At 56.5% G+C, this 14,457-nt stretch carries 10 protein-coding genes; 5 read left to right on the forward strand and 5 right to left on the reverse strand.

The features are described 5' to 3' along the window. The first annotated feature begins 187 nt into the window (after positions 1–187). Complete coding sequence (locus OSO_RS0134780; RefSeq protein WP_010587445.1) at positions 188–1,396, forward strand: ribonuclease D; 1,209 nt, start codon at positions 188–190, stop codon at positions 1,394–1,396. A 195-nt stretch (positions 1,397–1,591) separates the two neighbouring features. On the opposite strand, the gene OSO_RS0134785 is transcribed toward OSO_RS0134780, so the two are convergent. Both OSO_RS0134785 and OSO_RS0134790 read right to left on the reverse strand, forming a co-directional pair. Then, positions 1,592–2,347 (reverse strand): hypothetical protein, encoded by a 756-nt coding sequence (locus OSO_RS0134785; protein ID WP_157605881.1) that lies wholly within the window; start codon positions 2,345–2,347, stop codon positions 1,592–1,594. Positions 2,348–2,464: 117 nt separating this feature from the next. Next, positions 2,465–3,931 (reverse strand): serine/threonine-protein kinase, encoded by a 1,467-nt coding sequence (locus OSO_RS0134790; RefSeq protein WP_010587447.1) that lies wholly within the window; start codon positions 3,929–3,931, stop codon positions 2,465–2,467. 428 nt (positions 3,932–4,359) lie between these two features. Here OSO_RS0134790 and OSO_RS46325 point away from each other — a divergent pair, with 428 nt between their 5' ends. The 3 genes from OSO_RS46325 to OSO_RS0134805 all read left to right on the forward strand — a co-directional run bounded on the left by OSO_RS46325 (position 4,360) and on the right by OSO_RS0134805 (position 9,943). Beyond that, entirely contained in the window at positions 4,360–7,395 is a 3,036-nt protein-coding gene (locus OSO_RS46325; protein ID WP_050986275.1) for a PSD1 and planctomycete cytochrome C domain-containing protein, read from the forward strand. Positions 7,396–7,423: 28 nt separating this feature from the next. Continuing rightward, positions 7,424–8,878 (forward strand): DUF1501 domain-containing protein, encoded by a 1,455-nt coding sequence (locus OSO_RS0134800; protein WP_010587449.1) that lies wholly within the window; start codon positions 7,424–7,426, stop codon positions 8,876–8,878. Between the two features lie 147 nt (positions 8,879–9,025). Beyond that, entirely contained in the window at positions 9,026–9,943 is a 918-nt protein-coding gene (locus OSO_RS0134805) for an aldo/keto reductase (RefSeq protein ID WP_010587450.1), read from the forward strand. Between the two features lie 391 nt (positions 9,944–10,334). Here OSO_RS0134805 and OSO_RS51110 read toward each other — a convergent pair whose 3' ends face one another. From OSO_RS51110 to OSO_RS0134830, 3 genes are all read right to left on the reverse strand, one after another. Then, the gene (locus tag OSO_RS51110; protein ID WP_157605884.1) at positions 10,335–10,490 is read right to left on the reverse strand and encodes a hypothetical protein; all 156 of its coding nucleotides are present in this window, start codon (positions 10,488–10,490) and stop codon (positions 10,335–10,337) included. Between the two features lie 286 nt (positions 10,491–10,776). Further along, positions 10,777–11,091 carry an RNA-binding regulator gene (locus OSO_RS0134825; RefSeq protein WP_010587452.1) on the reverse strand — a complete coding sequence of 105 codons (315 nt, stop codon included), beginning with the start codon at positions 11,089–11,091 and terminating at the stop codon, positions 10,777–10,779. 216 nt (positions 11,092–11,307) lie between these two features. Beyond that, positions 11,308–13,146 carry a M3 family oligoendopeptidase gene (locus tag OSO_RS0134830; RefSeq protein ID WP_010587453.1) on the reverse strand — a complete coding sequence of 613 codons (1,839 nt, stop codon included), beginning with the start codon at positions 13,144–13,146 and terminating at the stop codon, positions 11,308–11,310. A gap of 617 nt (positions 13,147–13,763) precedes the next feature. Between OSO_RS0134830 and OSO_RS0134845 the strand changes: the two genes are divergently transcribed. Then, entirely contained in the window at positions 13,764–14,447 is a 684-nt protein-coding gene (locus OSO_RS0134845) for a cytochrome c3 family protein (protein ID WP_010587454.1), read from the forward strand. The last annotated feature ends 10 nt before the right edge of the window (positions 14,448–14,457 follow it).

Genomic DNA, 14,457 nt, shown 5'->3' on the forward strand with positions numbered 1-14,457 from the left:
GGGAAGGGCTGTTCCCGCACTGTTTCGGTTCGGTTGTCCGAATCCCCTGAAAATGCTGTGACTTTTTGCTCGCTTGCCACTCCTCCGAAAGGTTGCCACCATAGTCCCCTGACTGGGATGGTTCACGAAGCCGAAATTCGCAACCTTCCTATGCTTCCTATTTTCACAAACCCCGGCATCGTGCCCCATGACGTCGTCGTTGATCACAAAACAGTCTGCCTTTGACGACCTGTGCGATCATATTCACAAGGCCGGATTGGTCGCATTCGATACCGAGTTCGTGTCGGAGCACACTTACCGCCCGGAACTTTGTTTGCTGCAGTTCGCCACGAAAGAGCGTTGTGTCGCCGTCGATCCGTATGAGGTCGACTACAAACGCTGGTGGGAGTTGATGGCGGACGAGAAAACAACCGTCATCGTGCACGGCGGGCGGGAAGAGGTGCGATTCTGCTTTACGCACGTCGATTTGCCACCGAAACGGCTTTGGGACGTGCAGATTGCGGAAGGGCTTCGGTCGCGTAGTTTTCCGCTTGGGTACGAAGCCCTGGTCAAGCGGATTTTGGGACGCACGGCCCAAGGACGCGAAACACGCACGGATTGGCGTCGACGACCTCTTTCCGCGACGCAACTTGAATATGCCCTCGACGATGTCCAACATATTCTGGAAATCTACGAGCGTCAGCGCAGTTCTTTGCAAAAGATGAAGCGACTGTCGTGGGCTGAAGCCGAGATTCAGCGAATGATTGACGAGATCGCGGCAGAACGATCGCCAGACAGTTGGCAGCGATTGCCTGGCCTGCACCGGTTGACGCAGCGTGAACTGGCAGTGGCCCGCGAAGTCTATCGCTGGCGTGAAGCCGAGGCCGCCGCAAAAGACCGACCGATGCGAAAGATGTTGCGTGACGATCTGGTCATCGAGCTGGCTAAACGCCGTCCGACCACGGAGTCTGATTTGCTCGCCGTTCGTGATATGAATCGTCCCGAGTACAAGCGAGCGGCCGGGACACTGCTCGATTGTGTCGCGGCGGGGATGGCCCTGCCGAAAGAGGATTTGCCGCAACTTCCCAAATCGCTGGACGAGGACAAGGCACACGACGAGCAGGTCGTCGGACAATTGCTTGGTCTGGCATTGGCCAATCGTTGTGCGGAGCTGAATGTGGCAATGGGTCTGGTCGGAAAGACCGCCGACCTGCGACATCTGGTTCGCTGGCACGTTTACGGTGAACGCGACGGTGATCCACCGCGATTGACCCAAGGATGGCGCGCGGAAGTTTGTGGTGACCTGTTAACGGACGTACTGGCGGGCAAAATCGCGCTGCGTGTCGCCGATCCACAATCGGACCATCCACTGGTCTTCGAACGCCGTGACTCAATTGAGCCTGAACCGACGAAGTGATTCAGGCCACGAGTTCATTGTTCCGGACGATCCGACTTGGAACTCCTCCTACACATCAGAAATGTGTGCGTCCGTTCGAGGCCACTTTGCGGCTCGATAGAGAATCGAATCGTAAGGGGCGTTACCAAGCGGCACGGCTTGGTAACGAGGAGTCAAAAAGGACTGGCTCCGCGAGGTGCCTGTCGTGATTGTCTCTCAGCGGTAGATCCACTGGGGATCGCCTTCAAGGACGATTTCGGCTTCGTTCTGATCGAAGCGGTCGCCGCGGCGCCAGTATTTCTGCATGACGGTCTTGGATTGAATAATCGGTTTTTCGTCCGGGCCATTCACTTTGCGAATGCTGTTTGAGAAGCCGGTCAAATACACGGTATAGCGATTGGCGTCCGGGTTGACTCCACGCCACATGAACACCCCTTCGACCGCTTTTTCTTCGGGGCTACCGGGTTCCGACTGATCGGGAATTGGTCCAACGATGGCAACCGAGCTTTTGTAGCGACCCTTTTCTCGCTTGTTGATGGCGGCGAGTGCTTCGGGGATCACCTGATCCGAAAAGACTTCGTTTCGGTCATTGTCGGTGACCACCAGCAGGGCTTCGGGGATGAACTGTTGGGGAGCGACCGGCTTGTCCAGTTCGTTGACAGCAGGATTTTCTTTAGTTTTCGACTCGAGCTTGTGGTTGAATCCGCGATAGACGATGTACCAGACGAATTCCAGCTTTTTCTTTCCGGTTTTGGGATCGCTCAGTTCAACCGGGATCATGCGCATCGGTTTAAAGTAGAGATCCATCACCCACAAATCGCTTTGTGATGCCTGCTCTTCGACCGATGCAAACGCGGGGAAGCGGATCTCTCCGCCGCGGATTGATTGGGCTCTGGCGTTGGAGGAGATTCCGAATGCGACGACGCCGGAAAGTCCCCACAGAAAACCGCGTCGATTGATTAAGGTCGTCATCGTGTCTGAATCCTGGCGAAGGGCGTGGCGGTTCTCGACGCAGTGTTTGTTCGAACAGACCACGGAGACCCTCTCGTGATCACGATAAAAGTGCCGCTTGGGTCAGGTCAAGAGGCTTCAGTTCAAATCAAGTCCTGTCAACAGTTTCTCGATGGCGTCGGCTCGATGAGCGACCTCAAGCACGCTGCGGCGGATTTCTTCGGGATCAACGGTCGACAATGGGTAATTGTCGACCATGACAAACACAGCCTGCTTGTCGATTTCGGCGATTGCGAGCGCTCCGTGCAGAATTTCAGAGTTCAGCCGCAAGGCCGGTTCAAAATAGACCGAAAGTGCGGGACAGCACACGCTTGAGATCCTCAGGAGTCGATCGGCCGCTGCATGATCGCTCGGCTCGACGAAGGCTGTTTGATGACGTCCGCCCGAAAAAGTCAGGTCGATCCGGTAACGCCGACCTTCCCGTCTCCAGCGAATATCCGGGTGGTTCGCGAAGGCTTTCTGGATCAGGCTTTCCAGATCCTCGGACTGGCCGAGAATCGCTTCCAGCAATTGGACGGCTTCGACGCCCGACTGAGGCCGATTCTGGGCGGCTTTGGCGAGCAGCATCGCGGCGCATTCGGCCATCTCCATGGGGATCGGTTGCTGGAACGAGCGAAAGCTGGGTAGGGGATCGTGCCGTACGGACTGGATCAGTTTGTCGAGCGAGTCGCCGCGGTAGGGCAGTTGTCCCGTCAACAGGTTGAAATAGCAGACCCCCAGTGCGTAAACGTCGCTAGCAGGTGAGGCGGGCTGATGCTCGAACAACTCCGGTGCCATGAACTGAGGGGTCCCGACAAAGTCCAGAGCCGTCTTGTCTTCGGGATTAACGACCACGCGCCGCGCGAGTCCAAAGTCGGTGATTTTGGGTACACCTTGATGCGTCAACATCACGTTGTCAGGCTTCAGATCACGATGAAGAATGCCAGCCGTGTGTGCGGCCGCAAGTCCCTCGGCGATTCTCAGGGCGAGTGCCGTCGCGCGAACGGGTTGTTGGATTCCTTCATCCTCGATCAATTGACGAAGTGAACGACCGGCGACGAATTCCATTTCAATAAAGTGGTAACCGCGTTCTTCTCCGATCGCGTGAATCGTGACGATATTGGGGTGATTCAGCGCGGCGGTCGCCTGTCCTTCATTCATGAATCGCAACACGTACGCCGGGTCACGCATGGCCATGGATGGTGGCAGGATTTTCAACGCGCATTTGCGATGCAAGTCTCGATGGTGAGCCAAGTAGACTCGCCCCATCGCGCCGGCGCCCAGCAGGGCGTCGCAACGATAAACGCCCAGATTCTGACCGATCAATTCGTCGACTTCGTGCGCGAGTGATGCCGCTGGGCCATCGGCGAAGCGTTGTTCCTGCGAATCATTTGGCGGACGAATGTGAGTGTCGCACGTGTGATCCGCGGAAAGCGGGAACGAATGACCGCAACTCGGGCAGGGTTCAATTCCGTGTCGAGGAACAAAGGAAAATTGGCAGTTCGGACAGAATGCCGCCGCGAAGAGCCGTGTATTTCTTCCGGGTTGTTTTGTCTCTTCCGTCATAATGGCCAGGTTTCAGGAGATGGTCGAACTTCACGACGTACAATTGTGACGAGTGGGACCCGGTTTTGACCACATCGACCCGTTGGGAATTGACGGCTGTCGACAATTTGTCTGCCTTTTTCCACATCCAACACCCGCCGATACCGAGTTGAGATTTTCCTATTTCCCCTGTATCTCCGTGCCGCTGTGCCTCCCCTTCCCCCGCTGAACCCACCAGTACATTTCGCGTACTTCCGGGGCACATTGGTAGGGCGGGGGACACAGTGGCATGGAGACGCAGAGAAGAGACAAGCAGGTGCGGTCTGGCGTGGGGGGGGATTCGAAGAGTATGGTGTGGATTCCGTTTTAGGCCGTCTGAACACGGTGAGAGGACACGAATGCGCGATTGCCGGTTCTTTTTTTTTGTTGTCAGCCTGATCGCATGGACTATGTCCGGACAATTCTTGTGGGCGGACTCGCCAACCGATGAGGGGTTGCTGTTCTTTGAACAGAAGATTCGTCCCGTGCTGGTGCAGCACTGTTACAGTTGCCATTCGAAAGACGCCCAGAATCAGAAGAAGCTGCAAGGCGCTTTGTTTCTGGATTCGTCGGAAGGAATTCTGGCTGGTGGCGACAGTGGTCCCTCCCTGGTGAAGGGGCAATCCGCTGAAAGCCTGCTCTTGAAGGCGATGAAATTTGATGGCCGCGAAATGCCTCCTTCGGGCAAATTGTCGGACGAGATCATTGCGGACTTTGCAAAGTGGATCGATCTGGGGGCCCCCGATCCGCGACATGCCGATGCTCCGGTGAAAGCGAAACGAGAAATCAATCTCGACGAAGGCCGTCGCTGGTGGTCGTTTCAGCCGTTGCGAATCGTCGTTCCACCTCGAAGTTCGGACGAGTTGTCATCACGTACCCCGATCGACGGTTTCCTGTTTGCGACCCAGGCTCAAAAAGGGCTCAAGCAAAATGGGCCCACCACGAGAGAGAAATTGATTCGAAGGGCCTACTTTGATCTGATCGGTCTGCCGCCGACGCCCGAACAAGTTGATGCCTTCTTGAACGACCCATCACCGCGCGCGTTCGAAGCGGTTGTGGACGGGTTGCTGAGCAGTCCCCGTTACGGCGAAAAGTGGGCACGGCACTGGCTGGACGTCGCTCGATTTGCGGAGAGTGGTGGCTATGAATTCGATGGTTTTCGACCTGGGGCCTATCACTATCGCGACTGGGTTATCCGTGCATTGAATGACGATTTGCCGTACGACCAGTTCGTGCGATGGCAATTGGCGGGTGACCGATTGCGGCCCGACGACTTCCTGGCGGCGTCGGCCAGCGGATTTCTGGTGGCCGGACCGTTTCCGGGGCAGACAACGGCGAAGACGATCGAAGGCATTCGCTACGATCAGCTCGACGACATGCTGATGACGATCGGTGGTTCGATGCTTGGTCTGACGCTGGGCTGCGTTCGTTGCCACGATCACAAATACGATCCCTTGCCGCAGAAAGATTATTACGCGCTGGCGGCGACATTGGCGCAGACTTCCCACGGTTCGCGCTACATCGACCCCAATCCCGCGGCGACACAGCAAGCATGGGTGCGCCATCAGCAGGCCGCCGCCCCGCTGGTCGAGGCGATGCATACCTTTGCTCGAGATGAACTCCCGAAACGGTTCATGGCTTGGCAGGCGGCCGAGTTGGCTCGTCAGCCAGAATCTCCGCGATGGCAGGTGATGGAACCTGTTGCTTTGGATGCAGAACGCTCGTGGTTGAAATGGCTGCCCGGCGGCATCATTGCTCATGACGGTCAAATTCCGCCAGGAACGAGCCTTGAGCGTGATGGAAAACGGCGAATGGTGGCCAGTGAAGACCGCTTCACGATCACGCTGCAAACGCACCAGAAGAATGTCACTTCGTTCCGGCTGGATGCCTTCGCCGACAGTTCGCTGCCACAGCGCGGGCCGGGCCTGAATGGCGATGGCCAATTTGAATTGACCGAGCTGAAAATCATTGCGAGGCCGCTCGATCGGAGCGCGATCGACGCGCCGCAAGAGCTCAAGTTGAAAGCGGTCGCGGCGGCGTTCGAAGACCCGAATCAACCGCTCGGTCAGGCCGTGGATGGAAAGCTGGAAACGGCCTGGGTGGTCAGGTCGACCGCGAAGAAAGACAACGCCGCGATCTTCGAGCTCGAGGCGCCTCTGGCGGGATTTGGGGGCGGTACCGAGCTGGTTTTTGAGCTGAGATTCCGCAGTCTGGGGATCGGCCGCATGCGGTTTTCGTTGAGTACCGTGCCGAATCCAGCGACATGGGCGGGAGACTCGACGCCGCAAAATGTGGGTGAGATTCGGGCCATTCTCGCCGCTCATGGCAATACGTTGCCTGAATCACATCGTGTATCAATGACGCGCTGGTTTGCTCCGTTCGATGTCGATACGGCACGAGTCTATCAGGCGGTGCGAAATCACAGTGCGGCCGAGCCGCGGCCTCCGCTGGCGGAAGTCTACACAACGATCGCGGGCGGGCAGGACGTGTATCTCTTGCGACGCGGGGAAGTCGACAATAAGCAGGGAAAAGCCGAACCGGGTTACGCCCAGGTGCTCTTCCGAGAGAATTCCGGATCTGCACCCGTGGTTGCGGCGACGTCATCGGTTCCGACTGATCCACGCGTGGCGCTTGGAAATTGGATGACCAATGTCGACCAGGGGGCAGGACCATTACTGGCGCGGGTCATCGTGAATCGAGTATGGCAGCACCATTTTGGTGAAGGGATTGTGTCGACACCGAATGACTTTGGTGCTCAGGGTGACCGCCCCTCGCACCCGGAACTGCTTGAGTGGCTGGCGACGCAGTTGGTCACGGGCGGATGGAAGCTCAAGCCGCTGCACAAACAAATCCTGTTGAGCGCCGCATATCAGCAGTCGCATGAAGTGTCGGGCGAGGCTTTACAGATTGATCCGACCAATCGTGACCTATGGCACTTCCAGACGCGACGATTGGATGCCGAGCTCATTCGCGATGCGCTTCTGGCGGTGGGTGGAAACCTGGATCAGACGATGTATGGCCCCAGCGTTCTCGATGATACCACTCGTCGAAGCGTCTATCTGCGAGTGAAACGCAGCGAATTGATTCCCCTCATGACGATGTTCGACGCCCCCGAACCGACTCAAAGTGTGGGCGAACGCACGAGCACCACCGTGCCCACGCAGTCGCTGGCTTTGATGAATTCGCCCTTTGTGCGGGCACAGGCCGAAAAGTTGGCTCAGCGTATTCGTCCCTCGGTCGAGACACCGGTTGCAACCTCAATCGATCTTGCCTATCGCATCGCATTTGCGCGACATCCGACTGCGGAGGAAGCCGCGCAAATGCAGGCATTCGTGGACGCACAGCGGACGCTCATTGCGGGTGACCCGGCGGCAAGCATTCAGCCGGCGCTGGTTGAGTTCTGCCATGTGCTGTTGTGTTTGAATGAGTTTGTCTACATCGACTGATGGTTTGTCGGAATAGGATGGTTCGGACATGGTCAACGACTTTACTACGAACGGCATCGCGCTTCCGCCTCGTCGTCAATTTCTGCGGCAGGCCGGTTTGGGGTTCGGGTCACTCGCCCTGGCGAGCATGCTGCATCGCGACACCAGTGCGTCGCCGATTAGTGGAACGGACCCGCTGGCTTTGAAGTCGCCCGATTTTCCCGGGCGTGTGAAGTCGATCATCTGGCTGTTCATGACGGGAGGTCCGTCGCAGGTCGATACCTGGGACTATAAGCCAGAACTGCAAAAGCGTGACGGTCAGGAACTGGCCGGGTCCGATCCCAAAACGGGCTTTTTCACGACGAGTGGCAAGTGCTTGAAATCGCCGTTTGAATGGAAGCAACATGGCGAATCTGGCTCGTGGGTTTCCGGGATCTTTCCGCATCTGTCGCGGCACGTCGACAAGATGTGCTTCCTGCATTCGATGCATCTGAAGCAAAATAATCACGCACCGGCTTCGATCGAATTGATGTGTGGTACCAATCGGCCCGGGTTGCCAGCCCTGGGGGCCTGGATGACGTACGGGCTGGGGTCGATGAACCAGGATTTGCCGTCGTATGTCGTGCTGCATGACACACGGCCGCGTGGCGACGATCAGATTTGGTCGGCCGGTTTTCTGCCGAAGACGTATCAAGCCCTGTCGCTGGATGCGCGCCGTAAAGAGACCGTCGACAATCTGTTGCGAGACGGCAAGCATAGTGACGCACAGCAGCGCGCACAGCTCGACCTGATCCGTCAGTTGAATCAGAAGCATGCAGCCACGCGGCCGACACAAGCGGATCTGGCGGCACGGATCAATTCATATGAACTCGCTTACCGCATGCAGATGGCGGCGCCGGATGCTCTCGATCTCAGCAAAGAATCGGAAGCGACGCACCGGATGTACGGAATGGATGATCCCGAATGCGCCACGTTCGCGCGACAGTGTATGTTGTCGCGGCGTCTGGTCGAGCGAGGCGTGCGGTTCGTCCAGATTTTCGCGGGCAAGGGTGTCAGCGGTGATGGTAGCGTGAATGATGTGCCGTGGGACTGTCATTCGGATCTGGAGACCAATCACCGCTCGTGCGGACGGTACACCGATCAGCCAGCCGCGGCACTGCTGGCCGACCTGGATGCACGCGGGTTGCTCGATTCGACGCTCGTGATCTGGGGTGGCGAGTTTGGTCGCACTTCAGATTCACAAGGTTCGAAAGGCCGCGATCACAACCCGAACGGATTCACAATCTGGATGGCCGGCGCGGGTGTGAAGGGTGGGTTTCACTATGGTGCGACCGACGAGTTTGGTTACAAGGCGGTCACGAACAAAGTTCATGTCAACGATTTGCATGCGACGTTGTTGCACTTGTTGGGGCTTGAGCACACGAAGCTGACGTATCGCTTCAACGGCCGGGACTATCGGCTGACTGATGTCGCAGGAAATGTCATTCCAGAAATCCTGGCCTGAGTCGCCCGCCTGTGCGGGCGAAGTCCCTTTGAGGGCCGCACGAGCAGTTTCAGCGGGATTGAGGTCTGTCGTCGACGAGGTGTCGAGGGACTGCGCGTCCGACACTGCAGGGCCAACGGTTCAATCCAAAGCGGAAGGAGTCGGACCATGTTGATCAAACGATTGGGGCGGACGGGGTTGGATGTCAGCCAACTGGGATACGGCAGCATGGGGCTGCGTGGTCCGAAGACATGGGGCGTGCGGGTCGTTGATGATGAATCGGCCGAACGAATTCTGAATCGGGTGCTGGATTCGGGTATTAATCTAATCGACACGGCACCTGACTATGGGATTACCGAGCAGCGTATCGGACAGTTCATCAGTGCACGGCGGAGTGAGTTCTATCTGGCGACGAAGTGTGGATGTGCTCCCATTCAACATGCCGATTCACTCGAAACACGCCATCTCTGGGAACGGGATGTCGTTGCCAGGAATCTCGAAGCCAGTTTGGAGAGGATGAGAACCAATTGCATTGACATCTGGCAGTTTCACGGCGGCGATGCCGAGACTCTACAGCGTGCGGGGCTGATTGATCTGATGCTGGACGCACGGCGTCAGGGATTGATTCGCTTCTTGGGTGTTTCGAGCAGTCTGCCGAACCTAACGGGGTTTGTTGACTTGGGGGTGTTCGACACGTTTCAGATTCCGTACTCGTGCCTGGCGCCCGAGCATCACGATCTCATTTCGCGTGCAGCGGAAGCCGGGGCGGGGATCATCATTCGCGGTGGGATCGCTCAAGGCGGGCCGGACGCGGCAATTCAGCGACCGGCACTCAATGATGTCTGGGCCCGCGCAAACCTGAGTGAGCTTTTGCCGGAGGGAATGTCGCGAACCGAGTTGATCCTGCGATTCACGCTGACTCATCCGCACAGTCACACGACGATCGTCGGGACGTGTAACTTGGACCATCTGGCCGAGAATCTGGACGCAGCAGCCAAGGGACCGTTGCCGCAGTCATTATACGATGAGGTGCGATTGCGGGTGGCCTCGGTCTTGGAGGATCGTCGCACTAACGCAACGTTGTGAATCAGGCTGTTTCCGCTTTTTCGCTAAGAGGCGCCTTCCACAGACAGGCGTGCAACCGACCCCGGACGATCCTTCAGGTCAAATCGACCGGGGATGGCTGCGGTTCAATCAAATTGTGAAAGATCCGTCTGGCGAAGCCGCCTTGATGTTCGCTCATCGGTGGCAAGACTCGAGGGAGCGCACGTGAGGATCAAGTGGCATTTGTTGAATCTTGCCCGATTTTGAAATTCCCTGACCAAAATGATCAACTTAAGCGCCGCACTGTATTTCATGGGGAAAATCACGTGCTCATCAAGTTGATCATTTCCAATCCCATATCCATTAAAACCACGATTTTCGACAGGCCGCGGACAGACCGGTAGCGGTGTCTCATCGCGTTGCAGTGAGACGTCTATGATTCGTCGAGGACAATGGTGACCAGTGTCGCGGCTGGAAGCGCGGTGCTGTAAGCCCCTCGCGTTTCGCCAGAGTCCTCCAACCCTTGGTCGCCGTCGATCTCAGGCGTGGTGACGCTCTGGCAGTCAATCCGTCGGACTGAATTCAACATTGTCATTCCGGCACGATAGCAAAGTTCAGTGACGGCGCAGCGAGCAGATCGGGGGTTGTTTCCAAACGTTTGGATGGTCGGACGATGCTTTCGAACGTGCGCCGTTCAGTTTCTGCTAGTTCGATCGTCGGGCGCCGAGGAGAAATTTCGAGACGGGGGACTTCAGGAGCTTGGGGCGTCGGCGCGTGTTGATCGCGCATTCTCGTCAGCTTGCCAATGAAAAGAGCCCGTCTTCAAAAAAATGAAGACGGGCTCGTGCGTTTGTCATTGAGTTGACAGACTGCGATTAGTAACGGCGTCCGCCACCACCACCACCACCGCCGTAACCACCGCGGCCGCCACCGCTACCTTCTGTCTTGGGACGTGCTTCGTTGACTGTCAAGGCTCGACCGTCATTGTCCATTCCATTCAGCGCCGTGATCGCTGCGTCAGCATCTGCCGCATTGCTCATTTCGACGAATCCAAAGCCTTTGGATCGACCGGTTTCGCGGTCCATGATCACTTGTGCCGATTGAACGGCACCATGCGCTGCGAACAGCTGTTCCAACTGGCTGTCGGTGACTCCGTAAGACAGATTCCCGACGTACAGCTTTTTGCCCATGAAGGGGCCTCCTCAGAAAAAACTCTTGCTCTGCATCAACAGATACAGACACCTGTCGCCTTGACGACAGCACGTCACCGCAACTGCGCAGTAACCATAAGGGCACAATACGGTGGTCCGCACAGAATCACAATTCGCAAAGCCTTCGTTCGCGTGACAATTTTGTATTTTTTTTGCACATTTCTGGGAATTGCGTATGGTTGCACGTGGTGGAGGTCATAACTGACCGGTTTTTTGGAGTACCTGGTCCGCGATTGTGACGAACTGTTTGACTCGGTCGGCGACAATATTGAGGCTCTTTTGCCAGAAGTCGGGTTTGCGAAGATCGAAGCCCATGGTTGACTGCACGGCCTCTTCGGCATCCTGGCATCCCGTGGCGAGCAGTAACTCGCGATACTGCTTGGGGAAATCGCCTTTCGACTCTTTTCCAATCGCATAAACGCCCAGCGATAACAGATAACCGAATGTGTAGGGGAAGTTATAAAAGGGCAGTGATGTGATGTAGAAATGCAGTTTTGAAACCCAGAAACGTGGGTTCCAGCCGTCGTCAGAAAGCAGTCCTAGGTAGGCAGTGCGCTGGGCTTGCTCCATCAGTTGGCTGAGCTGAGTGGATGTTAGTTCACCGTTTTTTCGCTGCCGATGAAACTCATCTTCGAACAGGAAGCGGGCGTGGATGTTCATCAGAAACGCGACCGCGTCGCCAATCATTCCGTCGAGCATTTGCAGTCGTTCGTAGTCCGAGGCGGCGCGTTGCAGCCGCTGTTCGCCCAGCACGGCTTCTGCGAAGGTCGAGGCGGTTTCCGCGAGATTCATCGGATAATCTTGCAGGAAGACGGACTCATCGCGCAGAACCCATGAGTGATAGGCGTGTCCCAATTCGTGCGCCAGGGTGCTCATGCTGTCGGCGCTGTTGGTGTAGGTCATGAAGATGCGTGACTGTTGCGCTGTGGGGAAGACGGTGCAGAAGCCGCCCTGCTGTTTGCCAGAGCGGTTTTCGGCTTCGACCCAGCGGTCTGACAGGGCCATTTTCGCGAAGTCACCCAGGTCTGGGCTGAATTCCTGGAAGGCATCAATGATCCATTCACACGCCTGATCGTACGAAATGTTGTCGGTGTTCCCTGTGCCTGGCAGTTGCGGAAGCGGTGCCCATTGGTCATACCAGGCCAGACGTTCGACACCGATGAGCTGTGCTTTTTTCTCGAAATACGTTTTCAAGACGCCTTTGTTGGCGGTGATCGTCGCCCACATCGTGTCGAGTGTTTCGCGTGTCATGCGATTCGCACGCAACGGGGCTTCAAGATGGTCGCGCAGTCCGATGTGGCGGTAGGTCGTCAATCGGCTTCCGGCGATGTGATTGATGGCTTCCGCGCAGGTGTCGGAGATTGTGGACCAGGCGGAGTCGAGCGCCAGGAAATTGTTCTCGCGCACTGTTCGCTGCGGCGAGTCGAATTGTACTTGTCCTGGCGAGCGTGTGACAAGTTTGCCTTTCTCTTGCACCTGGACCTTCAGTGAAGAGGAGACCTTGTCGAAGAGTCGTCCCCAGCCATGCAGGCCATCGACGGCCAAATCTGCCGCAAGAAGCTCTTGCGGCTTCGGTAAGCGCAATGCGGCGTTCTTGCGACGGGTGATTAAGAAGTAACGGTTTCGTGTCAGGACCGGATCGGCATCAATGAACTTCAGAAAATCGGCTTCGGCTGCATCGCGCAAGGCGAATTCGATGCTGGTGGCGATCTGTTCGCGTGCGGGCGTCGTGGCGGCGAGTTCGGCTTGAAGCTGCCGATAGGTTTGATTCTCGGCGTCGGCAGCGGCCTGACAATCGATGAAGGCGCGATAATCCGTGGCGAGCGCGTCAACGGCTTCGTATTCCGAAATAAGTTGCGACCAGGCCTTGACGTGTTGAGGTTCCGTCGTAGCGGGGGCCAGCCGATTCGTGGAGTCCGCCAAGACTTGCAGTCGTGCTTTGAACTGTTCGAGCTGCTGGCGGAACTCGGGCGTCCCTGGGGCTGGGGCAAGTGATGCGAGATCCCAAGTCTGAGGGAAGGGCGTCGTCGTCATGGGATTGGGATTCCTATTGGCGGTTCAATGGTAGAAACGAATTCGTCTGTTTCGATGCGACTTCTTCTTCGTGAACAATTGACGAGTATGCGTTCTCATCTCCGAGACATTCTTTCAAATGGTCGTCGATTCGTCATTCGTGTTAAGACCGTGCGCTAAGATTCATTGGAAGTCGCGAGGCGTTCAGTGGCATCGAAATATCAACATCTTTTTGTGCATTGGTTCTGCGGGATTTCTGAGCAAATTGCATAATGACTATGCAGAATCGAGAAGCGGAGTACGTCAATAATAGGCAATAATTCTCGTGTCTGGTAATTCGGCACGGCGACTGCAACGTTCCATTGTTTTCCGTCGATCAATGACTACGATCCTCGCGCTGCCAGTCATTTGAGAGACCTTCGCACACGCGAGAATCTTGAGGATGACCGTCAACGGACCTGGTTACGATGACTCAGTAAGCCCGCCATTGAGCCTGCTACGTATCCTGCCTGTTTCGTCTGACACTTAAAGAACGGTGCCACAGCAGTCGATGACCTCTCGCTTGCAACGCGAACGTGCGTTCCCGCGATCACGGAGATCGTGCGGACTGAGTTTTTTTTAAAGAATTTGGTTTGGTGATGTCCCGTTTTGTTTTTCCCGCGTGGATTGATCGTGCGATCCCTTTCGCCGTGGCATTTGCAGTTGGTTTTGGTGCGTATGCCACGGGCCTTGTCGCCTGGGGGTTGTCGCCGTCAACGCTGGACGTTGGCTACCAGCCGAAGCAACCCGTTCCGTTTAGCCATGCGTTGCACGCTGGCAAGCTGAAGATGGACTGCCGCTACTGTCACAATACTGTTGAGAAGGCCGCGCACGCGGCGGTTCCGGCAACGGCCACCTGCATCAAGTGCCATGCGGGTGCTGATGGAACTGGTGTTGTCTCGACGGTGTCTGTGCATAGCCAGAGCGCCAAGTTGTTGCCCGTTCGCGAAAGTGCAGCGACCGGCAAGTCAATTCCGTGGACTAAAGTTCATGATTTGCCTGATTACGCCTACTTTAATCATTCCGCCCACGTCACTCGCGGCGTCAGTTGCGTTTCGTGTCACGGCCGCGTGGACAAGATGGAAGAAGTCGTTCAGAAGATGCCGCTCAGTATGAGCTGGTGTCTGGACTGTCATCGCAATCCAACGCCTCATCTTCGGCCACCCGAACTGGTGACGGCTCTTGACTGGGTTCCTGAAGAATCGCCCGAAGTACTTGGTGCACGCATCAAGGATCAGTTGCACATCGAATCCAAGACGAACTGTTCGACGTGCCACCGATAAGTGCTCTGCA

This window comes from Schlesneria paludicola DSM 18645 (assembly GCF_000255655.1).
Taxonomy (GTDB): Bacteria; Planctomycetota; Planctomycetia; order Planctomycetales; family Planctomycetaceae; genus Schlesneria; species Schlesneria paludicola.

Excerpts from the sequence above, each read along its gene's own strand:
- OSO_RS0134780 (WP_010587445.1), top strand. The coding sequence starts at position 188 with ATGACGTCGTCGTTGATCACAAAACAGTCTGCCTTTGACGACCTGTGC.
- OSO_RS0134785 (WP_157605881.1), bottom strand. The coding sequence starts at position 2,347 with ATGACGACCTTAATCAATCGACGCGGTTTTCTGTGGGGACTTTCCGGC.
- OSO_RS0134790 (WP_010587447.1), bottom strand. The coding sequence starts at position 3,931 with ATGACGGAAGAGACAAAACAACCCGGAAGAAATACACGGCTCTTCGCG.
- OSO_RS46325 (WP_050986275.1), top strand. The coding sequence starts at position 4,360 with ATGTCCGGACAATTCTTGTGGGCGGACTCGCCAACCGATGAGGGGTTG.
- OSO_RS0134800 (WP_010587449.1), top strand. The coding sequence starts at position 7,424 with ATGGTCAACGACTTTACTACGAACGGCATCGCGCTTCCGCCTCGTCGT.
- OSO_RS0134805 (WP_010587450.1), top strand. The coding sequence starts at position 9,026 with ATGTTGATCAAACGATTGGGGCGGACGGGGTTGGATGTCAGCCAACTG.
- OSO_RS51110 (WP_157605884.1), bottom strand. The coding sequence starts at position 10,490 with ATGTTGAATTCAGTCCGACGGATTGACTGCCAGAGCGTCACCACGCCT.
- OSO_RS0134825 (WP_010587452.1), bottom strand. The coding sequence starts at position 11,091 with ATGGGCAAAAAGCTGTACGTCGGGAATCTGTCTTACGGAGTCACCGAC.
- OSO_RS0134830 (WP_010587453.1), bottom strand. The coding sequence starts at position 13,146 with ATGACGACGACGCCCTTCCCTCAGACTTGGGATCTCGCATCACTTGCC.
- OSO_RS0134845 (WP_010587454.1), top strand. The coding sequence starts at position 13,764 with ATGTCCCGTTTTGTTTTTCCCGCGTGGATTGATCGTGCGATCCCTTTC.